The organism is Streptomyces sp. NPDC107581 (assembly GCF_055657175.1).
This window is the reverse complement of sequence record NZ_JBVKBH010000022.1, coordinates 1-23,039: the sequence shown is the minus strand read 5'-3', so window position 1 is coordinate 23,039 and position 23,039 is coordinate 1. Positions and strand designations below refer to the sequence as shown.

At 70.2% G+C, this 23,039-nt stretch carries 19 protein-coding genes; 7 read left to right on the top strand and 12 right to left on the bottom strand.

The window, feature by feature from the left end:
- Positions 1 to 22: 22 nt before the first annotated feature.
- From ACZ7P3_RS38090 to ACZ7P3_RS38055, 8 genes are all read right to left on the bottom strand, one after another.
- Positions 23 to 643: a TMEM175 family protein gene (locus tag ACZ7P3_RS38090; RefSeq protein ID WP_472088855.1), complete on the bottom strand. Its 621-nt coding sequence runs from the start codon at positions 641 to 643 to the stop codon at positions 23 to 25.
- A 75-nt stretch (positions 644 to 718) separates the two neighbouring features.
- Positions 719 to 2,104: a nucleobase:cation symporter-2 family protein gene (locus ACZ7P3_RS38085; RefSeq protein ID WP_472088853.1), complete on the bottom strand. Its 1,386-nt coding sequence runs from the start codon at positions 2,102 to 2,104 to the stop codon at positions 719 to 721.
- A 220-nt stretch (positions 2,105 to 2,324) separates the two neighbouring features.
- On the bottom strand, positions 2,325 to 3,704 hold the full coding sequence (locus tag ACZ7P3_RS38080) for an 8-oxoguanine deaminase (RefSeq protein ID WP_472088850.1): 1,380 nt from the start codon (positions 3,702 to 3,704) through the stop codon (positions 2,325 to 2,327).
- A 124-nt stretch (positions 3,705 to 3,828) separates the two neighbouring features.
- Positions 3,829 to 4,752: a factor-independent urate hydroxylase gene (gene pucL / locus ACZ7P3_RS38075; protein WP_472088849.1), complete on the bottom strand. Its 924-nt coding sequence runs from the start codon at positions 4,750 to 4,752 to the stop codon at positions 3,829 to 3,831.
- A gap of 7 nt (positions 4,753 to 4,759) precedes the next feature.
- Entirely contained in the window at positions 4,760 to 5,152 is a 393-nt protein-coding gene (gene uraH / locus ACZ7P3_RS38070; RefSeq protein ID WP_472088847.1) for a hydroxyisourate hydrolase, read from the bottom strand.
- Between the two features lie 4 nt (positions 5,153 to 5,156).
- Entirely contained in the window at positions 5,157 to 5,669 is a 513-nt protein-coding gene (gene uraD, locus ACZ7P3_RS38065) for a 2-oxo-4-hydroxy-4-carboxy-5-ureidoimidazoline decarboxylase (RefSeq protein WP_472088846.1), read from the bottom strand.
- A 124-nt stretch (positions 5,670 to 5,793) separates the two neighbouring features.
- Positions 5,794 to 6,156, bottom strand: a complete 363-nt coding sequence (locus ACZ7P3_RS38060; protein ID WP_472088845.1) for a helix-turn-helix domain-containing protein — start codon at positions 6,154 to 6,156, stop codon at positions 5,794 to 5,796.
- Positions 6,153 to 6,416, bottom strand: a complete 264-nt coding sequence (locus ACZ7P3_RS38055; protein ID WP_472088844.1) for a YkoF family thiamine-binding protein — start codon at positions 6,414 to 6,416, stop codon at positions 6,153 to 6,155. Before ACZ7P3_RS38055 ends, ACZ7P3_RS38060 begins: the two co-directional genes overlap by 4 nt.
- 170 nt (positions 6,417 to 6,586) lie before the next feature.
- On the opposite strand from ACZ7P3_RS38055, the gene ACZ7P3_RS38050 reads away from it, so the two are divergent.
- From ACZ7P3_RS38050 to ACZ7P3_RS38035, 4 genes are all read left to right on the top strand, one after another.
- Positions 6,587 to 7,444: a TIM barrel protein gene (locus ACZ7P3_RS38050; protein WP_472088842.1), complete on the top strand. Its 858-nt coding sequence runs from the start codon at positions 6,587 to 6,589 to the stop codon at positions 7,442 to 7,444.
- A gap of 42 nt (positions 7,445 to 7,486) precedes the next feature.
- Positions 7,487 to 8,380: a 2-hydroxy-3-oxopropionate reductase gene (locus ACZ7P3_RS38045; RefSeq protein WP_472088841.1), complete on the top strand. Its 894-nt coding sequence runs from the start codon at positions 7,487 to 7,489 to the stop codon at positions 8,378 to 8,380.
- Positions 8,381 to 8,594: 214 nt separating this feature from the next.
- Positions 8,595 to 10,052, top strand: a complete 1,458-nt coding sequence (locus ACZ7P3_RS38040; protein WP_472088839.1) for a catalase — start codon at positions 8,595 to 8,597, stop codon at positions 10,050 to 10,052.
- A 399-nt stretch (positions 10,053 to 10,451) separates the two neighbouring features.
- Positions 10,452 to 10,685 (top strand): hypothetical protein, encoded by a 234-nt coding sequence (locus tag ACZ7P3_RS38035; RefSeq protein ID WP_472088837.1) that lies wholly within the window; start codon positions 10,452 to 10,454, stop codon positions 10,683 to 10,685.
- Between the two features lie 717 nt (positions 10,686 to 11,402).
- On the opposite strand, the gene gcl is transcribed toward ACZ7P3_RS38035, so the two are convergent.
- Positions 11,403 to 13,190, bottom strand: coding sequence for a glyoxylate carboligase (gene gcl / locus ACZ7P3_RS38030; protein ID WP_472088835.1), 1,788 nt, complete (start codon positions 13,188 to 13,190; stop codon positions 11,403 to 11,405).
- Positions 13,191 to 13,452: 262 nt separating this feature from the next.
- On the opposite strand from gcl, the gene ACZ7P3_RS38025 reads away from it, so the two are divergent.
- Positions 13,453 to 14,148 (top strand): hypothetical protein, encoded by a 696-nt coding sequence (locus ACZ7P3_RS38025; RefSeq protein WP_472088834.1) that lies wholly within the window; start codon positions 13,453 to 13,455, stop codon positions 14,146 to 14,148.
- 4 nt (positions 14,149 to 14,152) lie between these two features.
- Here ACZ7P3_RS38025 and ACZ7P3_RS38020 read toward each other — a convergent pair whose 3' ends face one another.
- Both ACZ7P3_RS38020 and ACZ7P3_RS38015 read right to left on the bottom strand, forming a co-directional pair.
- Positions 14,153 to 15,742 (bottom strand): AMP-binding protein, encoded by a 1,590-nt coding sequence (locus tag ACZ7P3_RS38020; protein WP_472088832.1) that lies wholly within the window; start codon positions 15,740 to 15,742, stop codon positions 14,153 to 14,155.
- A gap of 203 nt (positions 15,743 to 15,945) precedes the next feature.
- Positions 15,946 to 17,544, bottom strand: coding sequence for a sensor histidine kinase (locus ACZ7P3_RS38015; RefSeq protein ID WP_472088831.1), 1,599 nt, complete (start codon positions 17,542 to 17,544; stop codon positions 15,946 to 15,948).
- Between the two features lie 62 nt (positions 17,545 to 17,606).
- On the opposite strand from ACZ7P3_RS38015, the gene ACZ7P3_RS38010 reads away from it, so the two are divergent.
- Positions 17,607 to 18,266 carry a response regulator gene (locus ACZ7P3_RS38010; RefSeq protein ID WP_472088829.1) on the top strand — a complete coding sequence of 220 codons (660 nt, stop codon included), beginning with the start codon at positions 17,607 to 17,609 and terminating at the stop codon, positions 18,264 to 18,266.
- A 40-nt stretch (positions 18,267 to 18,306) separates the two neighbouring features.
- Here ACZ7P3_RS38010 and gntA read toward each other — a convergent pair whose 3' ends face one another.
- Complete coding sequence (gene gntA / locus ACZ7P3_RS38005) at positions 18,307 to 18,984, bottom strand: guanitoxin biosynthesis heme-dependent pre-guanitoxin N-hydroxylase GntA (RefSeq protein WP_472088827.1); 678 nt, start codon at positions 18,982 to 18,984, stop codon at positions 18,307 to 18,309.
- Between the two features lie 270 nt (positions 18,985 to 19,254).
- Between gntA and ACZ7P3_RS38000 the strand changes: the two genes are divergently transcribed.
- On the top strand, positions 19,255 to 23,039 hold a 3,785-nt coding region (locus ACZ7P3_RS38000), incomplete at its 3' end, for an amino acid adenylation domain-containing protein (protein WP_472088825.1).

The following is a 23,039-nucleotide window of genomic DNA, read 5'->3' as shown; positions in this document are numbered from 1 at the left end:
ACTCCCGCCGCGGCGGCCTGTCTCAGGGCGAGGCCGGGGTCTGCCGGGTCGGCACCGGCACCTGGTTGAAACCGTAGTAGAGGGCGAGCACCCCGTGGGCCGCCAGGGTGAGGGGAGCGGAGACGAAGGCGAGACCCACCGTGACGGGGTAGGCGAGGGAACCGAGGGCGAAGCGGGCCCGGGTGGCGCGTGCCGCGGCGACGTCGACGCGGGAGTCGAAGAGACGGCCGGTGCGGGTGAGGTGCCACCACAGCCCCTGGAAGGTGAACGCCATCGCGACCATGACCAGGCTGTAGACCGCGGCGGCGACGTGCGAGGTCCGCTCCTCGCGCAGGTACTCGGCGAGCATCGCGGTGGGCCAGGGCACCGCGGCCACCACCATCAGCACCAGCAGGTTCAGGAACATCAGCGTGCGGTCGACACGGGCGACATAGCTGAACAGCTGGTGGTGGTTGACCCACATGATGCCGATGACGAGGAAGCTCACCACATAGGCCGCGTACGAGGGCCACTGGTCGCCCAACGCCCGCCACAGATCACCGTGTTCGCCGACCTTCGGGACCTTGATCTCCAGGATGAGCAGGGTGATGGCGATGGCGAAGACGCCGTCGCTGAAGGCCTCCACACGGCCGGACTCGTTCATGCGCCCAAGCCTGCCCCAAACGGCCGCTCGGGGTACGGCATCCGCCGTACCCCGAGCCGGACCGGGTGCACGGGTTCAGTGCGCGGGGGCGAGTTCCTCCCCGGATTCCATCGGATGGGTCACGTCCTCGGCCTCACGGCCCTTGCCCAGGTGGTTGAAGACCAGGTTGAGCAGGACCGCGGCGACGCAGCCGGTGGAGATGCCCGAGTCCAGGACGATCCGGGCGGTCTGGGGGAACGCGTGGTAGAAGTCCGGCGCCGTGATCGGGATGATGCCGACGGCCAGGGACACGGCCACGATGAGCACGTTGTTGTCCTTGTCCAGGCCCGCCCTGACCAGGGTCTGGATGCCGCTGGCCGCCACCGAGCCGAACAGGACCACGCCCGCGCCGCCCAGGACGGGACGGGGCACGACGGCGATCAGGGACGCGGCCGTCGGGCACAGGCCCATCAGGACCAGGAAGGCGCCGCCGGTGGCGACGACGTAGCGGCTGCGGATGCGGGTCATGGCGACCAGCCCGATGTTCTGGGCGAAGGCGCTGCACATGAAGCCGTTGAACAGGGGGCTGAGGGCCGAGCCGAGGGTGTCGGCGCGCAGGCCCGCGGCGATCGTCCGCTCGTCGGCCGGGCGCTCGACGATCTCGCCGAGCGCCAGCATGTCGGCGGTCGACTCGGTCATCGAGACCACCATCACCACGCACAGGGACAGGATCGCGGCGAGGTGGAACTGCGGGGCGCCGAAGTGGAACGGCGTCGGGAAGCCGATCACGTCCGCGTCGGCGACCGGGCCGAAGTCCGTGGCCCCGAAGGGGATCGCGACGAGGGTGCCGATGACCAGGCCGAGCAGTACCGCGATCTGCTTGACGAAGCCGGTGGTGAAGCGGCGCAGCAGGAGGACGATCAGGAGGGTCGCGGCCGCCAGGCCCAGGTTGGTGCCCGAACCGTAGTCGTGCGCGGTCGGGTCGGGGCCCTGGGCCCAGCCGAAGGCGACCGGGAGCAGGGAGACGCCGATGAGGGTGATCACGGAGCCGGTGACGACCGGCGGGAAGAAGCGGACGGCCTTGCTGAAGAAGGGGGCCGCTATGAAACCGAGGATGCCGGCGACGATGACCGCGCCGTAGATGACGGGCAGGGCGTCGGACTTGTGGTGCGCGGAGGCCACGATCGCGGTCATGGGGGCGACACCGGCGAAGGTGACGCCGTTGACGAACGGCAGCCGGGCACCGATCTTCCAGAGACCGAGGGTCTGCAGGAAGGTGGCGAGGCCCGCGGTGAACAGGCAGGCGCCGGTGAGGAAGGTGAGTTCGGTGCCGCTGAGGCCGACGGCGGCGCCGACGATCAGGGGCGGGGCGACGACTCCGGCGTACATGGCGGCCACGTGCTGCAGACCGGTGGTCGCCATCTTGAGGGCGGGGAGCTTCTCGTCGACAGGGTGGGTCTCGACGACAGGGTGGGCGGACACGGGCGGCTCCTCCGGTCGGTTATACACGTCGGCTCCGACGTGGGTTTCAGGGAGGTGGTGCGCGGTCGTGCGGGACCGGAGGCCCTGGGGGGCCTGAGGACGGAGACCGTTCCGGAGCGCGCGCATGCACGCGCGCCCCGGAGACGGCCGCCATGGACCCCGCTCGGGTCCACGGCTGCCGGCCGGGAGCCGTCCCTCCCGGCCGGGGTCCGGCGTGGGCTCAGCCCTGGGCGGCGATCCGCGCCAGGCGCTGGGCCTCGTCCCGCGTGGAGCGGGCGATGGCGTCCTCGTCGACGGTCAGCAGGCGGCCGTTCTCGACGATCTGACGGCCGTTGACGAAGGAGGCGGTGACCGGGGCCGCCGCACCGAAGACCAGCGCGGTCACCGGGTCGGCGATGGAGGCGTGCGCGAGGGTGTCCAGCTTCCACAGCACCAGGTCGGCCAGCTTGCCGGCCTCCAGCGAGCCGGTCTCGGCCGCGCGGCCGAGCACCTGGGCCCCGCCGTGGGTGCCGAGGCGCAGCGCCTGGCGGGCGTTCAGCGCGGCCTCGCGGTGGGCGCCGAGACGGTTGATCAGCAGGGCGTTGCGCAGTTCGGTGTGGAGTTCACCGGACTCGTTGGAGGCGGTGCCGTCGACGCCGAGGCCGACCGGGACACCCGCCTGGAGCATGTCGGGGACGCGGGCGATGCCGGCGGCGAGCCGCGCGTTGGAGGAGGGGCAGTGCGCGACACCGGTCTTCGTGCGGGCGAAGGCGGCGATGTCGGAGTCGTTCATGTGGACGCAGTGCGCCATCCACACGTCCTCGCCGAGCCAGCCGGTGGACTCGAAGTAGTCGGTCGGGCCCATGCCGAACAGCTCGTGGCAGAACTTCTCCTCCTCCACGGTCTCCGAGCCGTGTGTGTGCAGCCGCACGCCGAGGCGGCGGGCCAGCTCGGCACCCTCACGCATGAGTTCGGTGGAGACGGAGAAGGGGGAGCAGGGCGCGACGGCGACCTGGGTCATCGCGTCGAAGGAGGCGTCGTGGTGCTCCTTGACGGTGGCCTCGGTCCCGGCGAGCGCGCCTTCGAGGGTCTCGACGGCGAAGTCCGGGGGCAGGCCGCCGTCCTTCTCGCTGCGGTCCATGGAGCCGCGGGCCAGGGTGAAGCGGACACCCGTCTCGCGGGCGGCGCGGATGATCGCGCCGGACAGGTCGCCGGAGCCCTGCGGGAAGACGTAGTGGTGGTCCATGGCGGTGGTCACGCCACCGCGGGCCATCATCGCGAGCGAGCCCTGGGCCGCGGAGTAGGCCATCTGCTCGTCGATGCGCGCCCACGTCGGGTACAGCGCGACCAGCCAGTTGAAGAGGTTGTGGTCGGTGGCCAGGCCCCGGGTGATCCACTGGTAGAAGTGGTGGTGGGTGTTGATCAGACCGGGGGTCACGAGATGCCCGGTGGCGTCGATACGGCGTACGACGTTCTCCAGGCCCTCGGGGGCCTTGCCCGCGCCGACCGCCTCGATACGGTTGCCGGCGACGACCAGGTACCCGGAGGCGTACTCGGTGTCGTCGGCGTCGACCGTCGCGATCGAACAGTTCTCGATGACGATGCGCTGGGCTGCTGCCATGATTCGTCCTTTTCGCTCAGTGGACTGGAGGGTGGGCACGGCAGGACCCTAGGGAGTTTGAGTGCCGTGGCCGGGGATTGCAGACGGTGCGTCGCCCGGCCACGGGTGCCGCAAGTGGGGTGGATCAGAGATTGGTGAGGTCCACCGGGATCTTCGGCTCGCAGCCGTCCCGGAGGATGGTCGCCTCGATCAGGCCGTAGGGCCGGTCGGCGGCGAAGTAGACCTCGTTGTCGTTCTTCAGCCCGAAGGGCTCGAGGTCGACCAGGAAGTGGTGCTTGTTCGGCAGGGAGAAGCGGACCTCGTCGATCTCGCTGCGGTTGTTGATGATGCGCGAGCCCATCTGGTACAGCGTCTGCTGCAGGGAGAGGGAGTACGTCTCGGCGAAGGCCTGGAGCATGTGCTTCCTGGTCTGCTCGTAGGACTTCTCCCAGTTGGGCATCTTCTGCTCGTCGTCGGTCCAGTTGAACCGCCAGCGGCCGGAGACCTGGGTGGCCAGGATGCGGTCGTACGCCTCCTGGAGGGTCGTGTACTTGTCCTTGACGTAGCCCCAGAACTCGGAGTTGGTCGAGTTCATCACGACCAGGTCCTTCAGGCCGGAGATGACCTCCCACTTCTCACCGTCGTAGGTGATCTGGGTGACGCGGGTCTCCTGGCCCTTGCGGACGAAGGAGTGCTTGACCTCGTCGGCGCCGATGAACTTGGAGTTGGCGTCGGAGGTCGCGATCCGCTCCCAGGCGTACTCCTCGATGCGGATCCGCGCGACCTTGATCGGCTCCTGCGAGGTGACGAAGTGGCGGGCGAGATGGATGCCGAACTGCTCGGCGGACTCGATGCCGTGCTCCTTGGCGAACGCGTACACCGTGTTCTTGGTGGTGTCGGTCGGCAGGACGTGGGCGTTGGAGCCGGAGTAGTGGACCTCGTCCATGTCGCCGCTCAGCGCGACGGAGACGTTGAGGTCCTTGATGTGGTGGGTGGCGCCGTCCCGCGTGATCTTTACGACTCGGTTCTCGGCCTTGCCGTACTGGTTCTGTCCCAGGATCGTGGGCATGTTTCTGCTAGCTCCCTCGGTAAACGGAGTAGCCGAACGGGTTGAGCAGCAGCGGCACGTGGTAATGCTCCCCGGGGTTCACGGCGAAGGTGATCGCCACCTCGGGGAAGAACACGGCACCGCTGTCCCGATTCGCGGGGGCGTCCTGCTGCGCATCGGCTTGCTTCTTCTCGAAATACGGCTCCACCGCGAAGTCGAGCCGTACGTGGGTGGTCCCCTCCGGCAGGTCCGGAAGGTCCTTGCACCGGCCGTCGGCGTCGGTCGCGGAGCCGCCGAGTGCCTGCCAGTCCGCGGCCCCGCCCGAGCGGGCGGAGAGGTGGACGGCGACGCCCTCGGCGGGGCGGCCGACGGAGGTGTCCAGGATGTGGGTGGACACGGAGGCGGTGGTGCTGGTGCTCATGGTCTCAGGCGTCCTCTTCGACGAGTCGGGCCAGTCGGATGCGGTTGATCTTGCCCAGCTCGGTGCGGACGATCTCCCGCTCCTGCTCCGGTGCGTTGCCGATCCGCTCCTTGACGGCGTCCCGCATCTGCTCGCCGGTCCGGCCGGTGGCGCAGATGAGGAAGACGTGGCCGAACTTGTCCTGGTAGGCCAGGTTGAGTTCGAGCATCTCCGCCCTGAGCTCCTCGGCGGCGCCGGCCATGCCCGCCTGCTCCCGCGCGGACGTCGGGTCGCCGGGCTTGGGGCGGCCGATCGGCGGATGGCCGGCCATCGCCTCTTCCAGGTCCGCGGTGCTCAGCTCGGCCATGGCGGCGTCGCTGGCCGTGCAGAGGTCGTCGGCGGTGCTGTAGGGGCGGGCTGCGAGCAGCCGTCGGCCCCACTCGGCGGAGGCGCACGCCTCGTGGAGGGCGGCGAGGGCCGCGTGCTCCTCCAGGACGTTGAACCGGGCCAGGCCCGGGGGCGTGGAAGTCGTAGTCACGGGAGCCTCCGTGGCCGGAAACGGCCTTCGTGCTGAACGGGCTGCCGATAGCTAACGCCCTCGGAAACATCCCGTCAACACTTTGTTGAAAATTCCGCGTAACAAGCCGGGCCGCACCCGGTCGTCAGGCGCCCTTCTCCCGGTTGAGGTAGTTGTAGACCGTGAAGCGGCTGACGCCCAGCGCGCCCGCCACGGTCTCCACTCCGTGCCGCACGGCGAAGGCGCCCCTCGCCTCCAGTATCCGCACGACCTCCTGCTTGGCCTTGCGGTCCAGGTCGGCCAGCGGCCGGCCCTGCCGGCGCTCCATGGCGGCGAGGATGTGGTCGAGGGAGTCGGCGAGCTGGGGCAGGCGTACGGCGACGACGTCGACGCCCTCCCAGGCGAGGACGACATCCTCGGGACCGGCCTCGTCGGGCGGGAGCATCTCCCCGCCCATGGCGTCGACCAGCGGCTTCACGGCAGTGATGAAGGGCTCGTCCCCGCTCATCCAGCTCCCTCCCCGCTCTCGTCCTCGATCACGTTGACCTGGAGCGAGACCCGGGTGGCGCCGGCCTCCAGGGTTCTGCGCAGCAGCGCGTCCACGGCGGAGAGCACGCTGTCGGCGCCCCCTTCGGCCGTGTTCCCGAACGGGCCGACGTCGACGGCGTCCAGCTCGGCGGCCTCGACGACCTCCCGCGCCACCAGGGCATGCGCGGGCGCTTCGTCGAGGTCGAAGGGTTCGGTCGTGAACTCCACTCTCAATCGCACGCGCACAACCTAACGCGCAGTACGGGCTTTCGGGCAGCCCCGCCCGGACCGCGGCCACACCGTGGACCGGGCCCCCTTGACAAGCGGCGACACACGACGGCAATCTTCCATTAAGCAGAAACGAACTTCCGTATTACGGAAACTCAACCACGGAAGGGAGCGCGGCCCGAATGCCAGGTTCTGGATGGAGCACAGCCGCAGACCAGCGCTTCAACGTCAACCTGTCGATCCTCTTCACGGAACTCCCGCTCCTGGAGCGCCCCGCGGCCGCCGCCGCGGCGGGCTTCACCGCGGTCGAGCTGTGGTGGCCCTGGGTCGACTCCCCCACCCCCGAGCAGTCCGAGCTCGACGCCCTGAAGCAGGCGATCGAGGACGCGGGCGTCCAGCTCACGGGGCTGAACTTCTACGCCGGACAGCTGCCGGGCCCGGACCGCGGCGCCCTGTCGATCCCCGGTGCGGAGTCGGAGAAGTTCCGCGCCAACATCGACGTGGCCATCGACTTCGCCCAGTCCCTCGGCTGCACGGTGTTCAACGCCCTGTACGGCAACCGCGTCGACGGCGTGGACCCGGCCGAGCAGGACGCACTCGCCCTGGAGAACCTGGTCCTCGCGGCCCGGGCCGTAGGCCGGATCGGCGGGACCGTGCTGATCGAGGCACTCAACCAGCCCGAGTCGCCGAAGTGCCCGATCGTGAGCGCGCCCAAGGCGATCGAGATCGTGGACAAGGTCAACGCGGCGACGGGCCTCGGGAACGCCAAGTTCCTCATGGACCTGTACCACCTGTCCATGAACGGCGAGGACCTGCCGTCGGTGATCGAGCAGTACGCGGCCAGGACCGGCCACGTCCAGATCGCCGACAACCCCGGCCGCGGCGCCCCCGGGACCGGTTCGCTCCCGCTGGAGGAGCTGCTCGGCCTGCTGCGGAAGGCCGGTTACGACGGCTGGGTGGGCCTGGAGTACAAGCCGGGCGACAAGCCGAGCGCCGAGGCCTTCGAGTGGCTCCCGCGCGAAGCGCGCGCAGCTCGCTGAACCCCCCGACTTTGCAGAGCAGCTAGAGAGGCACCCCCAATCATGAGCAACACCCTCCCCAAGATCGCCTGGGTCGGCCTCGGCATCATGGGCTCCCCCATGTCCGAGAACCTGATCAAGGCGGGCTACGACGTCACCGGCTTCACCCTGGAGCAGGACAAGCTGGACCGGCTGGCCGCCGCCGGCGGCACCGCGGCCGCCTCGATCGCCGAGGCCGTGCGCGACGCCGACGTGGTGATCACCATGGTGCCCGCGTCCCCGCAGGTCGAGGCCATCTGCTACGGCCCCGAGGGCATCCTGGAGAACGCGCGGTCCGGCGCGCTGCTGATCGACATGTCCTCGATCACCCCGCAGACCTCGGTCGACCTGGCCGCCGCGGCCAAGGACAAGGGCATCCGCGTCCTCGACGCCCCCGTCTCCGGCGGCGAGGCCGGTGCCATCGAGGCGGTACTGTCGATCATGGTCGGCGGCGGGCAGGCCGACTTCGACACGGCCAAGCCGATCCTCGAGGCGCTGGGCAAGACCATCGTGCTGTGCGGCCCGCACGGCTCCGGCCAGACCGTCAAGGCGGCCAACCAGCTGATCGTCGCCGTGAACATCCAGGCCTGCGCCGAGGCCGTGGTCTTCCTGGAGAAGTCGGGCGTGGACCTCACGGCCGCGCTGAACGTCCTCAACGGCGGCCTCGCGGGCTCGACGGTACTGACCCGCAAGAAGGACAACTTCCTGAACCGCGACTTCAAGCCGGGCTTCCGCATCGACCTGCACCACAAGGACATGGGCATCGTCACCGACGCCGCCCGCAACGTCGGCGCCGCGCTGCCGGTCGGCGCGGTGGTCGCCCAGCTGGTCGCCTCGCTGCGCGCCCAGGGCGACGGCGGCCTGGACCACTCGGCGCTGCTGCGGGCCGTGGAGCGCCTGTCCGGCGCCCAGGTCTGACCCACCCAGAGCTTCCGGGCGGCGCCGCCGCTGACACCTGTCCTGTCGCGCCCAGGCGGTGGCGCCGTCCGGAATTCACTTCAACAAAATGTTGACGCCTGGTTCACCCAAACCTAGGCTCACCCAAGCGGAAGCTCCATAAAGCGGAAATCTGTTTCCGAGGATGCTGCCCATTCCGCAGATTCCCGCTGCCCTCTCGCACGGAAGGTCCACGATGTCGAAGCGCGTGCTCACGACAGAGTCCGGCGCACCGGTCGCCGACAACCAGAACTCCGCCTCCGCCGGCGTCGGCGGCCCGCTCCTGCTCCAGGACCAGCACCTCCTGGAGAAGCTCGCGCGCTTCAACCGCGAGCGGATCCCGGAGCGTGTGGTGCACGCCCGCGGCTCCGGCGCCTACGGCCACTTCGAGGTGACGGACGACGTCACCGGCTACACCCACGCCGACTTCCTGAACACCATGGGCAAGCGCACCGAGGTGTTCCTGCGCTTCTCCACGGTCGCCGACTCCCTCGGCGGCGCGGACGCGGTACGTGACCCGCGCGGCTTCGCGCTGAAGTTCTACACCGAAGAGGGCAACTACGACCTCGTCGGCAACAACACCCCGGTGTTCTTCATCAAGGACCCGATCAAGTTCCCCGACTTCATCCACTCGCAGAAGCGGGACCCGTTCACCGGCAAGCAGGAGCCGGACAACGTCTGGGACTTCTGGGCGCACGCCCCCGAGGCCACGCACCAGGTGACCTGGCTGATGGGCGACCGCGGCATCCCGGCGTCCTACCGCCACATGAACGGCTACGGCTCGCACACCTACCAGTGGACGAACGCCCAGGGCGAGGCCTTCTTCGTCAAGTACCACTTCAAGACGAACCAGGGCATCCGCTGCCTCTCCGCCGAGCAGGGCGCCGAGCTGGCCGGCAAGGACGCCAACTCGCACCAGACGGACCTGCTCCAGGCCATCGAGCGGGGTGTGCACCCGTCCTGGACCCTGTACGTCCAGATCATGCCGGCGGCCGAGGCGGCGGACTACCGCTTCAACCCGTTCGACCTGACCAAGGTGTGGCCGCACAAGGACTACCCGCTGCAGCGGGTCGGCCGCCTGGTCCTGGACCGCAACCCGGACAACGTCTTCGCCGAGGTCGAGCAGGCCGCGTTCTCCCCGAACAACTTCGTTCCGGGCATCGGCCCCTCCCCCGACAAGATGCTCCAGGGCCGTCTGTTCGCCTACGCGGACGCGCACCGCTACCGCCTGGGCGTCAACCACACCCTGCTGGCGGTCAACGCCCCGAAGGCGACGACCGCGCAGAACTACGGCCGTGACGGCTTCATGGCGTCCAACGCCCAGGGCCGGAACGCCAAGAACTACGAGCCGAACTCGTACGACGGCCCGGTGGAGACCGGCCGCCCGCTGTCGGCCCCGCTGGCGGTCTCCGGTCACACGGGCGCCCACGAGGCCCCGCTGCACACCAAGGACGACGACTTCTTCCAGGCGGGCGAGCTGTACCGGCTGATGTCCGAGGAGGAGAAGCAGCGTCTGGTCGCGAACATCGCCGGCGGCCTCTCGCAGGTCTCCCGTGACGACGTGATCGAGAAGAACCTGGCCCACTTCCACGCCGCCGACCCGGAGTACGGCAAGCGCGTGGAGCAGGCGGTCCGCGCCCTGCGCGAGGACTGAGGCCACGGACGGCGTCCGGGTTCCGACGGGGAGGTCGGGGCCCGGACGCGGACGACCCGCAACCGAGCGGTCCGGATGAGGGGTGACCACTCGGTACTGCGGGCAGGGCGAGGACCGCGGCGGTGTGCGAGCCAGTGCGGTGGTGAAAGATCCGAGTCCCTTCTCGACCAGAGGGAAAGGGTTCCCGGATCCATCGCATCCGCCGCGGTCCCCAGCCACGACCTCACTGAGGTCACCGTCTCCGTCCGGCGGCGCGAATGTCCTGTCGCGCCCAGCCTCGCGCCGCCGGACGGCCAGCACACCCCACCGAAGCGCCCCCCTGGTCAGGGAGGGCGCTTCGTGCTGTCCGGGGGCCGGCTCCGGCGTGCGCGTGCGCCGCATCCGCAGGACGCTGAAGCCATGGGCAATCCGACGCAGTACCCGCACATCGTGGTCCACGCTCCGGCCCTGGACGGCTCCCGCCGGGTCACCGAGGGGGAGGTCACCCTGGGCCTCGCCTCCCACCTGGACGACGTGATCGAGATTCTGCGGCTGGCCGACCTGGACCGGATCGAGGTCGAGGAGAGCGATCTCATCGAATGGCAGGGCGGCGGCCCGGAAGACTGGCCGGGACTGTCGGAGCACGAGGTCTAGGACGGCCCGGGGGCAGACCCGGGGGACGTCCGTAGAGCGGGTCCGGGGTACCTCCGCAGGGAGGTCCGGGGCACATCCGGAGGGCGATCCGGGGCACGCCCGCAGCACGGGGTCCGGAGCAGTCCGGAGCAGGCTCGGGACACGTCCGGAGCAGTCCGGAACACGGCCTTCGGAGCCAGGTCCGGAACAGGTCTCCAGGGCGCGTGCAGAGCCCGTCCCGCGTGTTCCGGCGTGTCCGGCGCTGGGCGCGCCGCGTACGGCAGCGGCCGTACCCCGCCTACGCAACCCTCAAATCAACCTCTGAACACCGCCGAGAAGCCCCCAACCGCCCGCGGGATCGGGCACATTACCGGCACGCGGGGTCCCGCCGACACGGGGGCGGCGGGCCCCTCGCGCAGGGGCCGCTTCCGGGCGGGGCCCGCCGCCCGGAAGCGGCCCCTGCGGCTCTGACCACCAGGCACGGGTTTCCTGGAGGCCCTGCCCGGCGCCCCCTGCCGGCCGCCACCGGCCCCGTGAGGGCTTCCCGGCCGCGCCCGGACGACCGCCCCGGAGACGGTCCCGGCATCGCTCCCGGGCAACGGCCCCGCAGCTGCTCCCGGGCAACGGCCCCGCGGTCGGTCCCGGGAAACCAACGGCCCCGGCAACGCTCCCGGGCAAACGCGAAGGGGCGGCCCCTCCCTGCTCGGGAGGGGCCGCCCCGGTGGTGCCTCGGGCGGGTCAGACCTTCAGCGGCTTGATCGACGTCGGCGCGTGGCCGGGCTCGGTGGCCAGGTCCTCGAACTCGGAGATGTCGCTGATGTCCATGGTGCGGCTCATCGAGATGTTGGTGATCCGCTCCAGGATCGCCTCGACGACGACCGGCACCTGGTACTCGGCGGCCAGCTTCTTGGCCTGCTCGAAGGCGGCGCCCAGCTGGTCCGGCTCGGTGACCCGGATGGCCTTGCAGCCCAGGCCCTCGGCGACCTTGACGTGGTCCACACCGTAGACGCCCAGTTCGGGCGCGTTGATGTTCTCGAACTCCAGGTTGACCTGGAAGTTGATGTCCAGGCCGATCTGCGCCTGCCGGATCAGGCCCAGGTAGGCGTTGTTCACGAGGACGTGGACATAGGGGATCCGGTGCTGTGCGGCGACCGCCAGCTCCTCGATCAGGAACTGGAAGTCGTAGTCGCCGGAGAGCGCGACGACCGGGGAGTCCGGGTCGGCCTTGGCGACACCGATCGCGGCCGGGATCGTCCAGCCGAGCGGGCCGGCCTGGCCGCAGTTGATCCAGTGCCGCGGCTTGTAGACGTGCAGCATCTGCGCGCCGGCGATCTGGGAGAGGCCGATCGTGGTGACGTAGCGGGTGTCGGGGCCGAAGGCCTTGTTCATCTCCTCGTACACGCGCTGCGGCTTCATCGGCACGTTGTCGAAGTGGGTGCGGCGCAGCAGGGTGGCCTTGCGCTCCTGGGTGGAGGCGACCCAGTCGGCGCGCTCGGGCAGCCTGCCCTCGGCCTTCAGTTCCCTGGCGACCTCGACGAACAGCTCCAGCGCCGCCTTGGCGTCGGAGACGACACCGTAGTCCGGCGGGAAGATCCTGCCGATCTGGGTGGGCTCGATGTCGACGTGGACGAACTTGCGGCCCTGGCGGTAGACGTCGAGCTTGTAGCCGGTGTGGCGGTTGGCCCAGCGGTTGCCGATGCCGAGGACGAAGTCGGACTCCAGGAAGTTCGCGTTGCCGTAGCGGTGCGAGGTCTGGACGCCGACCATGCCGGCGTTCAGCTCGTGGTCGTCGGGCAGAGTGCCCCAGCCCATCAGGGTCGGGATGACCGGGGTCCGGGTCAGCTCGGCGAACTCGACCAGCAGGTCCGAGGCGTCGGCGCCGATGATGCCGCCGCCGGCGACGATGACCGGGCGCTCGGACTCCAGCAGGAAGGAGATCGCCTTCTCGATCTGGGCGCGGGTGGCGGCCGGCTTGTAGACCGGGAGCGGCTCGTACGTCTCCGGGTCGAACTCGATCTCGGTGAGCTGGACGTCGATCGGCAGGTCGATCAGGACCGGGCCGGGACGGCCGGAGCGCATCAGGTGGAAGGCCTGCTGGAAGACGCCGGGGACCTGCGCGGCCTCCAGGACGGTGACCGCCATTTTGGTGACCGGCTTGGCGATCGAGGCGATGTCGACGGCCTGGAAGTCCTCCTTGTGGATCACATGGGTGGGCGCCTGGCCCGTGATGCACAGGATCGGGATGGAGTCGCCGATGGCCGAGTACAGGCCGGTGATCATGTCGGTGCCGGCAGGTCCCGAGGTGCCGATGCAGACGCCGATGTTGCCCGGCCTGGTGCGGGTGTAGCCCTCGGCCATGTGCGAGGCGCCCTCGACGTGGCGGGCGAGCGTGTGGCTGATCCCGCCGCCCTCCTTCAGCGCCTTGTAGAAGGGGTTGATCGCCGCGCCCGGCACACCGAAGGCGTCGGTGACGCCCTCGCGCTTGAGGATCTCAACTGCCGCGCGGGCAGCGGTCATACGAGCCATCGAGTACTCCTGCTTCGGCTGTCGGATGCGTACTCCCGTCGCGCCCCGCGGTGAGCACAGTCTCCAGATTTGACTACTTCCACAATGCGGAAGTTAACTTCTACTATCTGGAAACAATGTAGGGGGGTGTGCGGACCTCGTCAAGAGAGGGCAAGACAGTGGGAAGCGGCGGACAAGCGGGGTACGCCAGGAGGACGATGGGGACGCTGTCCTGTGCGACCGTCCCGACGTGACGGATCCGACGCGACGCCTTGGAGTGGCCATGCCCGAGAGCGTGCCGGTGCGCTGTCCGGCCTGCCGGCGTGAGCACGTCTACACGGCGCCGCCGTATCCCTGCGCCTGCGGCAGCCCCGCGGCCCCGCGGCTGGACCGGACGGCGGAGCCGGCAGTGCTCGCGCACCGCAGCTGGGACGAGGAGTGGGTCACCGTGCGCTGCGCCGCCTGCGGCCGCGGCAATCAGTGGCCGCATCCGGAGCTGGGCTGCCCCTGCGGCACGGTCCTGCGCATTCCGGTGAGCGACGCCCCCTCACCGGGGACGGGACCGGAAGCGGACGCCGGGGAGGCTCCCGCCCACCGAGCCCCCTTCCGGCCCCGCACCATCCGCACCGCCCGGGACGCCGTCACCACGGCCGCGCTCTATCTGCGCTGGCTCGGCTACCGGGACATCCGCCGCGCCGACCAGCGGCCCCCGTCCGGGATCGGGCTCGCCGCGCACGGCCTGGTCGCCCAGGTGGACCCGGCCGTGCGCCCGGCCTCCCCGAGGGACGTCGAGTGCCTGTGGCTGACGGCCATGACGGAGTCGGCCGAGTGCGCCTACTTCTCGCTGTCCGGGTACGCGGCGGAGGCCCGGGCCCGGGCCGACACGCTGAGCGTCCCGCTGTTCGTCCTCGACCTCACGGGCACCCCGACCCCGGTGAACGGCCCGGGGCAGGAACTCTCCGAGTCGGGTGCGGCCTGACCGCTCAGACGCCGTACTTCTCCCGCAGCTCCACCTTGCGCACCTTGCCGGACACCGTCATCGGGAAGGAGTCGAGGATCCGGAGCCGGCTGGGGATCTTGTAGTGGGCGAGCCGGTCCCGGCAGAAGGAACGCAGATCCTCCAGCGTGAGCGGGTCGGCGGGGTCGCGCAGGATGACGCAGGCCAGGACCTCCTCGCCGTACTTCTCGTGCGGCACCCCGACGACCTGGACATCCCTGATCCTGGGGTGGGCGTACAGGAACTCCTCGATCTCGCGCGGGTAGATGTTCTCGCCGCCCCGGATGATCATGTCCTTGATCCGGCCGACGATCTCCACATATCCGTCCTCGCGCATCAACGCGAGGTCCCCGGTGTGCATCCAGCGGCCCGCGTCGACGGCCTCGGCGGTCCTCCCGGGCTCGTCCCAGTAGCCGAGCATCACGCTGTAGCCGCGGGTGCACAGTTCCCCCGCCGTGCCGCGCGGCAGGGTGATCCCGGTGGCCGGGTCGACGACCTTGACCTCCAGGTGCGGCAGGACCCGGCCGACCGTGCCCGTGCGGTGCTCCAGGTCGTCGTCCCGGCGGGTCTGGAGGGAGACCGGGGAGGTCTCGGTCATGCCGTAGCAGATGGACACCTCCTCCATGTGCAGCTCGGCGACCACCCGCTTCATCACCTCCACCGGGCAGGGCGAGCCCGCCATGATGCCGGTGCGGAGGGCGGAGAGGTCGTACGCCGCGAAGCCGGGGAGGTTCAGCTCCGCGATGAACATGGTCGGGACGCCGTACAGCGAGGTGCACCGCTCCTGCTGGACCGCCTCCAGCGTGGCCTGCGGGTCGAAGGACGGTGCCGGGATGACGATGCACGCGCCGTGCGAGGTCGCTGCCAGGTTCCCCATCACCATGCCGAAGCAGTGGTAGAAGGGCACCGGGACGCAGATCCGGTCCTGCTCGGTGTAGCCGAGCAACTCGCCCACGAAATAGCCGTTGTTGAGGATGTTGTGGTGGGAGAGCGTGGCGCCCTTCGGGAAGCCCGTCGTGCCCGAGGTGTACTGGATGTTGATGGGGTCGTCGCAGGACAGCTGCTCGTACACGGCGGCACCGGTCCCGCGCCCGAGCAGCGCCTCCCAGCTCGGGTCGCCGACGTACACGACCTCGCGCAGCTCGGGACAGCTCCCCCGCACCTGCTCGACCATCGCCCGGTAGTCGCTCGTCCTGTGCCGGAGCGAGGCGAAGAGGAGGGAGATCCCGGCCTGGTCGAGGACGTACCCGACCTCGTGGGTGCGGTAGGCGGGGTTGATGTTGACCATGATCGCGCCGATGCGGGCGGTGGCGTACTGGACCAGGACCCACTCCGGGCAGTTGACGGCCCAGATGCCCACCCGGTCGCCCTTGGCGATCCCGGCGGCGACCAGTGCCTGCGCCAGCTCCTCGACGTCCGCCGCGAATCGGGCGTACGTCCAGCGCCGCCCCGACGCCACGTCGACCAGCGCCTCACGGTCCGGCCAGGCGGCGACGGCCCGGTCCAGGTCGGCGCCGATGGTGTCCCCGAGCAGGGCGGTCCCGCTCGTCCCGTGCGCGTACGAGAGCTCGCTCACCGGAAGTCCTCCTCGCGGTAGTCGTCCTGCGAGCCCGCGGCCGTCGACTCGCGTGCCCCGGACGGGCTGATCCAGTTCTCCACGACCGGCGTTCCCGGCACGTCCGCCAACGCTTCCCTCCGCTCTCCCCGAAGGCCCGTGCGGAGCCACCGGTGCCGCATACCCCGCGGTGAGCGGGTGCGGCACGGCCGGCGCCGGGGCCGTCAGTTCCCGTCTTCCTTGTCCTTGAGAACCAGTCTGTTCTGCACGAAGCACAGTCGGTAGACCTTGGCCTCCATGGCGAAGAATCCGCCGCCTTCGGCGCGGTAGTACTTGCACAGCGAATGCGGCGGGGCCGGACTCCAGCCCAGGGCTCCCCCGTCGTGCACCTGCTGTTCGGGGAGCACCGACTTCAGGTCCTCCCAGCGCTGCCCCGTCTCCAGGCCCTGGTAGGTGTCCGCGTCGAGGGTCATGCCGTCGAACCACCGCGAGATGTAGACCACGGTCATCGCGCACACCGCGACCGCCGCGGCGAGCGGCACCGCGAGCACGACGGCGAGGCTGCGGCGCACCCTGCGTTCGGCGTGCTGCTGGGCCGCGAGCGTCCGCGGGGCTTCCGTCGGGACGTCCTCGTCCCTGGTGTCCGGGACCCGCCCGACGCCCGAGTGCGGCAGACTGGCCGCGACCTCGAACCCGTCCTCGCGGTGGCGGGCGGTGAGGGTGCCTCCCAGCACCCGCGCACGCTCGGCGAGCCCGACCAGTCCCATGCCGTTCCCGCCGCCCGAAGAGGGCTGGTCGGAGGCGTCGTTGGCGACCGTGACGACCGTGCGGTTCACCGTTCGCTCCAGCCGGATCCGCACCTCCGCCCCCGGGGCGTGCCGGGCCGCGTTGGTGAGCGACTCCTGGACCACGCGCTGCACGGCCTCCTCGATCACCGGCGGCGCGGCCGTCTCCAGGCCCACCCGGGTGAAGTCGACCAGCATCCCGGCCGCCCTGGCCCGGTTCACGGTCGCCGTCAGATCCTCGCGGGGCCCGGTCGGCTGCTGCACATCGTCGACCCGCAGCACCCCGATGATGTCGTTCAGACGGTGGACCGCCTGCCCCGCACTGCGGCGCAGCTGTCCCGCGGTGCTGCGGACCGACTCGTCGAGCGTCGGGAAGATTTCGAGGGCGGCCGCCTGCATGGCTATCAGGGTGAGGTCATGGCCGAGCTGGTCGTGCATGTCCTGGGCGATCCTGGTCCGTTCCCGGATCCGTGCCCGGTCCGCGGCCAGCTGCTGTTCCCGCTCCAGGTGCCGGGCCCGGTCCCACCCGGCCCGTTCCAGCTCCCTGCGCTGCTGCCGGTGGCGGCCCGCGAGCCAGGCCGTCACGGCGCCGACGAGCAGGGGCGCGCTGTTGAGAGCCGTCGTGAGGTACCCGTCCGTCAGGCCCAGTGCCCCGAGGACCGCGAGGACGGCGCTCGCCGCCGCCGCCATCTCGGCCGGCCGCTCCCGCAGATCGCGCCGGCCCGCCAGATAGCTCATCACCAGCGCGCTGGGGGCGAACCAGGGGTTGATGAGGCTCAGGCCGGTGCTGACGCCCCACGCCAACGCCGGTCTGCGGTGCCGGAGTCCGACGACGGGCACCAGGAGCAGCGCGCCGGCCCAGGGCCACCACGCCACCCCCGTGTCGGGGGCGCCGAACACGTCGAGCAACACGGGTACGGTGAGTGCCAGCCAGAGAGCCGCACCCCGAACGGTCCTGCTGCGTACGGTCCTTCGCACGAGGATCCGGGACCGGTCGGCGAGCGAGTCAGGCGGGGGAGCCTGAACGGTGTCTTTCATCGGGAGTCCTGATGACGGGCAGAAGCGGCCGCCGCGACGGAGCGGGCAGAAAAGGGGAGCAAGTGATTCGGGTTCTGATCGCCGACGACGAGACGATGATGCGAGCGGGGGCGCGCGCGATCCTGTCCGCCGACCCGGAGATCGAGGTGGTGGCCGAGGCCGCCGACGGCCAGGAGGCCGTGGAACTGGTACGCCGCCACCGGCCCGATGTGGCGCTCCTCGACGTGCAGATGCCCCAGCTGGACGGCCTGGACGCCTCGTCCGCGATCCTGGGCTCCGGCGCCGGCACCGCTGTCATCATCTTCACGACGTTCAGCAACGACGACTACATCTCCCGCGCCCTGAGCGAGGGGGCGAGCGGGTTCCTGCTGAAGTCGGGGGATCCGCGCGACCTCATCGCGGGCGTCCACGCCGTCGCGAACGGGGCGGCCTTTCTCTCCCCCGAGGCCGCGCACCATGTGATCCGGGGCATGTCGTCGGGGCGGGTGGCTCGCGGCTCCGCGGCCCGGGAACGCATCGACCGGCTGAGCGCCCGGGAGCAGGAGGTGCTCGCTCTGCTCGCCGAGGGACTGTCCAACATCCAGATCGCCCGCCGACTGCACCTCGTGGAAGGCACCGTCAAAACTCATGTCAGTTCCATCCTCGCCAGGCTGGCAGTGGGCAACCGGGTGCAGGCGGCCATCATCGCCTATGAGGCTGGACTGATCGAAAAGGTCGACTGATTCCGGACGGACGAGTGCCCGCCCCGGAACCGGGCGGGCACTATCCGCCCCGGTGGATCACCACGTCCTGGGGGGAGAACGGGCACGCCCAGCCCTGCGGTACGGCACGCCCCGAGTACTGGCGGGCCTCGGAGGACTCGCCGTGGTCGGCCAGCATGGGATTGATGTCCCCCTGGAGCCGTACCTCCCGCTCCCTGATTCTGCGCTGCAGGCCGTAGTACGTTCCCTGGGCCTTCAGCCGGGCGAACTGCCGGTGCGCATTGAAGACGAGCGCCGGATGAGAAAAGCGTCGGGATATGCGCGAAGAATCCGGATGGACTCCGGCCACGAAGAAGGCATGCCCGGCCACGCTGTAGGCGAACTCCGCCGAATCCGGATCGCTGGAATATTCAGGAGTCCATGAATGATTCCGGGTGTCAAGCCGGTGCAGTCGGTCCAACTGCCGCCAGAGGATGTTCTCGAACCCCTCCTCACCGGTTCCCCGGGGTTCGCGGAAGATGGCGACGAACGATGCGAAATCCGAATCCCCGGAGAGGTGCTCCGCCGTGAATGCGGACAGGTCCCCGTGCAGCAGGGCCGTACCAGCATCCGTGTCCATCTCGTCGTACACCCGGATCACCAGTGCGTCCTGACGCAGTGACGCACGGGCGCCGAGACAGGTGAAGGACTCGCTTCCTATCCAGGATGTAAATTCCTGCGCAAGGTCTTGTGCTGCCATTCTGGCTCCAACTCCCCCAGCAAGTGCCGCAACCCTAGCAGCAATAGAGAATCAGCCAGCTCAATGCCACCTCTTTAAGCGAGGAGTTGACTAGGCACAGGGTGTCGGACCGACCTCACATCGGAATTTAAGGCAAGGGTTAAATTCCCGCGCATTACTTTCTTGACAGACCGCCCACTCACCCAAATAGGTTGCTGGCCAAGTATTACTGCCAGCCATATTGCAACGCTGGCCACATCGATGAATGCGGTTCGAGTGGGAGAGACGGCAGTGACGCGACAGCCACGCAAGATCGAGGACATCTACCCGCTGTCTCCCCTCCAGGAGGGTCTCCTCTTCCACAACGTCCTCGAGGGAGCAGGCGAAGGAGCGGGCACCGACGTCTACGTGGCGCAGGTGACCACGGACTTCGAGGGCGCCCTCGACAGCGGCGCCCTGCGCGCCGCCGGTGCGGCACTCCTCTCCCGCTACCCGAACCTCCGCGTGGCGTTCCGGCAGCGCAAGTCGGGCGAGTGGGCCCAGCTGGTACTGCGCGACGTGGAACTGCCGTGGCGCACCGTCGATCTCACCGGCCTGCCGGAGGACGAACGGACGGCACGGGCGGAGCGCGAGGCGCTCGACGACCGCGAGCGCCGGTTCGACCTGGGGCAGGCACCCCTGGTGCGGTTCACCGTGCTCCGACTGGGCGAGCGACGCTTCCGCTTCCTCCTGACGAACCACCACATCCTGCTCGACGGCTGGTCGATGCAGATCCTGATGAAGGACCTGTTCGCCCTCTACCTCTCCCGGGGCGACGCCTCCGGCCTGCCGCGCCCGCGCCCGTTCCGCGACCACCTCACCTGGCTCGCCGCCCAGGACACCCGGGCGGCGCGCGAGGCCTGGGCCGAGGCCCTGGCCGGTCTGGAGGAGCCCACCAGGGTGGCGCCGCCCGCCCCGGGCCGGGCTCCGGTGGTCCCCGACCACATCACCTTCGGACTCGACGACGCCGAGACCCGGGCGCTCACCCGGTTCGCGCGCGACCGCGGCCTGACCCTGAACACCCTGGTCCAGGGCGCCTGGGCGCTGCTCCTCTCCCGGCTGACCGGCCTTGACGACGTTGTCTTCGGCGTCACCGTGTCCGGGCGCTCACCGGAGCTCGACGGGGTCGAGGAGATGGTCGGCCTCTTCATCAACACACTGCCGCTGCGGGTACGGCTGCGCCCCGAGGAGTCCCTGGCGGCGCTGGTGACCCGGGTCCAGGAGGAGCAGAGCCGGCTGCTCGCCCATCAGCATCTCGGGCTCGCCGAGATCCAGCGCCTGGCCGGACTGGGCGAACTCTTCGACACCTCCATGGTGTTCGAGAACTATCCCCTGGACGCCTCCGCCCTCGGCCACGGCACCGACGACCTGACGATCCTGCGCACCGTGGGGTACGACGCCACCCACTATCCGCTGGGGCTCGTCGCCATGCCCGACACCGCGCTGCGCTTCCAGCTCGACTACCGGCCGGACATCTTCCAGCTCCGCCAGGCCGAGGAGCTCTCCGGTCAGCTCCTCGGCATTCTGCGCCTGCTGATCACCGACCAGGACCTGCCCGTGGGCCGGGTCGACGTCCTCGACCCCGGGCAGCGCCGGCGCATGCTCGTCGACTGGAACCGCACCGAGCGCGCGATGCCGTCGGACATCCTGCCGCGCCTCTTCGAGGCCCAGGTGGCCCGCACCCCCGACGAGACGGCGATCGTCTTCCAGCACACCCGGGTCACGTACCGCGAGCTCAACGCCCGCGTGAACCGGCTGGCCCGTCTCTTCATCGAGCACGGCATCGGTCCCGAGGACATCGTGGCCGTCGTACTGCCCCGCTCGGTCGACTCCATGGTCGCCCTGCTCGCCGCCATGAAGGCCGGCGCCGTCTATCTGCCCGTGGACCCGCAGTACCCCGCCGACCGCACCTCGTTCATGCTGGCCGACTCCGCGCCGGCCCTCGTCGTGACGGTCTCCGCCGCGGAGGACCGGGTCACCCTGCCGGCCGGCTCCGCCGTGCCCGTCGTCCGGCTCGACGACGCCGCGACCCGGCGCGCCCTCGACGCCCAGCCCGACACCGACCCCACGGCGGACCGAGCGACCCGCGCGAACGGCGCCTACATCCTGTACACCTCCGGCTCGACGGGCCGCCCCAAGGCTGCCCTGATCAACCACTCGAGCCTCACCAATCTGCTCCACCACCACCAGCACGAGGTGCTCACCCCCGTGGCGCAGGCCGTGGGCGGCCGTCGGCTGCGCATGGCGCACACCTCGTCGTTCTCGTTCGACGCGTCCTGGGGCCTGTTCCTGTGGATGGCCGCCCACGGCCACGAACTCCACCTGATCGACGACGACACCCGCCACGATCCCGAGGCGTTCGCCCGCCAGGTCGACGAGCACCGCATCGACGTCGTCGACATGACTCCGTCCGAGTGCCAGCACCTCATCGCGGCAGGGCTGCTGAACCCCGGACGGCATCGCCCCGCCCTGGTCGTCCTGGGCGGCGAGGCGATCGGCGAGTCGCTGCGCGGCGCCCTGGCCTCCGTGCCCGGTCTGATCGCGTTCAACTTCTACGGGCCCACCGAGTGCACCGCCGACAGCGTCACCGGTGTCGTCCGCGACGCGTCCCCGGCCGAACTCGGCACTCCCGTCTCCAACGCCCAGGTGTACGTCCTGGACGCGGCCCTGCGCCCGGTCCCGGTCGGCGTACCGGGCGAGCTGTACGTGGCGGGCGCGGGCGTCGCCCGCGGCTACCTGGGCCGCGCCGCCCTCACCGCGGAACGCTTCGTCGCCGATCCCTTCGGCCCGGCGGGTACACGCATGTACCGCACGGGCGACCTGGTGCGCTGGACCGCCGAGGGCGTCATGGAGTTCATCGGGCGCGCGGACCACCAGGTCAAGGTGCGCGGTTTCCGTATCGAGCTCGGCGAGATCGAGTCACTCCTCAGCGCTCATGGGACGGTCGCCCAGGCCGCGGTCGTCGTCCGCGAGGACCAGCCGGGCGACAAGCGCCTCGTCGCCTATGTCTCCGCCACCGGGAGCGCCGAGCCCGACCCCGCCGAGCTGCGCCGGTACGTCGCCGACCACCTCCCCCAGCACATGGTTCCGGCGGCCGTGGTGCTCCTGCCCGACCTGCCGCTCACGCCCACCGGCAAGCTCGACCGCCGCGGTCTGCCCGCCCCCGACTACGCGAGCGCCGGTGAGTCGGCGCGCCGCCCGCGCACGGACCGCGAGGAGATCCTGTGCGGTCTGTTCGCCGATGTCCTCGGTCTGAGCCGGATCGGCATCGACGACAGCTTCTTCGACCTGGGCGGCCACTCCCTGCTCGCCACGCAGCTGGTGTCCCGGATCCGCACCGCGCTCGGCGTGGAGCTTCCGGTCCGCGCCCTGTTCGAGGCGCCGACCGTGGCCGCGCTGGCGGACACCCTCACGGGCGCATCGGCAGCGCGCGCCGCTCTTGCCGCACGGGAACGGCCGGAGCGGGTGCCGTTGTCGTACGCCCAGCAGCGCCTGTGGTTCCTGCACCAGTACGACCCCGACAGCGCCCTCTACAACATCCCCGTCGCACTGCGCCTGACCGGAGACCTCGACCGCCCCGCCCTGCACACCGCACTGACCGACATCGTCCAACGACACGAAGCACTGCGCACCATATACACGCAGGACGAATCAGGCCCCCGCCAGATCATCCTCGGCACAGCCACACCCGACCTCACCACCCACACCACCACCCCCGACCAACTCCACGAAGCCCTGCGCCACACCACGGCCCAGCCCTTCACCCTCACACACGAACCCCCCATCCGGGCCGCCCTGTTCCAGACCGGCACCCACGAGCACGTCCTGCTCCTCGTGGTCCACCACATCGCCGCCGACGGCTGGTCCATGGCCCCCCTCGCCCGCGACCTGACCACCGCCTACAAAGCCAGGACCACCGGCCAGACCCCCACCTGGACACCACTGCCGGTCCAGTACGCCGACTACACCCTCTGGCAACACGACGTACTCGGCACCGAAGACGACCCCGACTCCGTCATCTCCCGCCAACTCACCTA

What these genes read in the sequence shown, in the direction of transcription:
- ACZ7P3_RS38090 (WP_472088855.1), bottom strand. Translation starts at nt 643, where the DNA reads ATGAACGAGTCCGGCCGTGTGGAGGCCTTCAGCGACGGCGTCTTCGCC.
- ACZ7P3_RS38080 (WP_472088850.1), bottom strand. Translation starts at nt 3,704, where the DNA reads ATGGCAGCAGCCCAGCGCATCGTCATCGAGAACTGTTCGATCGCGACG.
- pucL (WP_472088849.1), bottom strand. Translation starts at nt 4,752, where the DNA reads ATGCCCACGATCCTGGGACAGAACCAGTACGGCAAGGCCGAGAACCGA.
- uraH (WP_472088847.1), bottom strand. Translation starts at nt 5,152, where the DNA reads ATGAGCACCAGCACCACCGCCTCCGTGTCCACCCACATCCTGGACACC.
- ACZ7P3_RS38060 (WP_472088845.1), bottom strand. Translation starts at nt 6,156, where the DNA reads ATGAGCGGGGACGAGCCCTTCATCACTGCCGTGAAGCCGCTGGTCGAC.
- ACZ7P3_RS38050 (WP_472088842.1), top strand. Translation starts at nt 6,587, where the DNA reads ATGCCAGGTTCTGGATGGAGCACAGCCGCAGACCAGCGCTTCAACGTC.
- ACZ7P3_RS38045 (WP_472088841.1), top strand. Translation starts at nt 7,487, where the DNA reads ATGAGCAACACCCTCCCCAAGATCGCCTGGGTCGGCCTCGGCATCATG.
- ACZ7P3_RS38040 (WP_472088839.1), top strand. Translation starts at nt 8,595, where the DNA reads ATGTCGAAGCGCGTGCTCACGACAGAGTCCGGCGCACCGGTCGCCGAC.
- ACZ7P3_RS38035 (WP_472088837.1), top strand. Translation starts at nt 10,452, where the DNA reads ATGGGCAATCCGACGCAGTACCCGCACATCGTGGTCCACGCTCCGGCC.
- gcl (WP_472088835.1), bottom strand. Translation starts at nt 13,190, where the DNA reads ATGGCTCGTATGACCGCTGCCCGCGCGGCAGTTGAGATCCTCAAGCGC.
- ACZ7P3_RS38025 (WP_472088834.1), top strand. Translation starts at nt 13,453, where the DNA reads ATGCCCGAGAGCGTGCCGGTGCGCTGTCCGGCCTGCCGGCGTGAGCAC.
- ACZ7P3_RS38015 (WP_472088831.1), bottom strand. Translation starts at nt 17,544, where the DNA reads ATGAAAGACACCGTTCAGGCTCCCCCGCCTGACTCGCTCGCCGACCGG.
- gntA (WP_472088827.1), bottom strand. Translation starts at nt 18,984, where the DNA reads ATGGCAGCACAAGACCTTGCGCAGGAATTTACATCCTGGATAGGAAGC.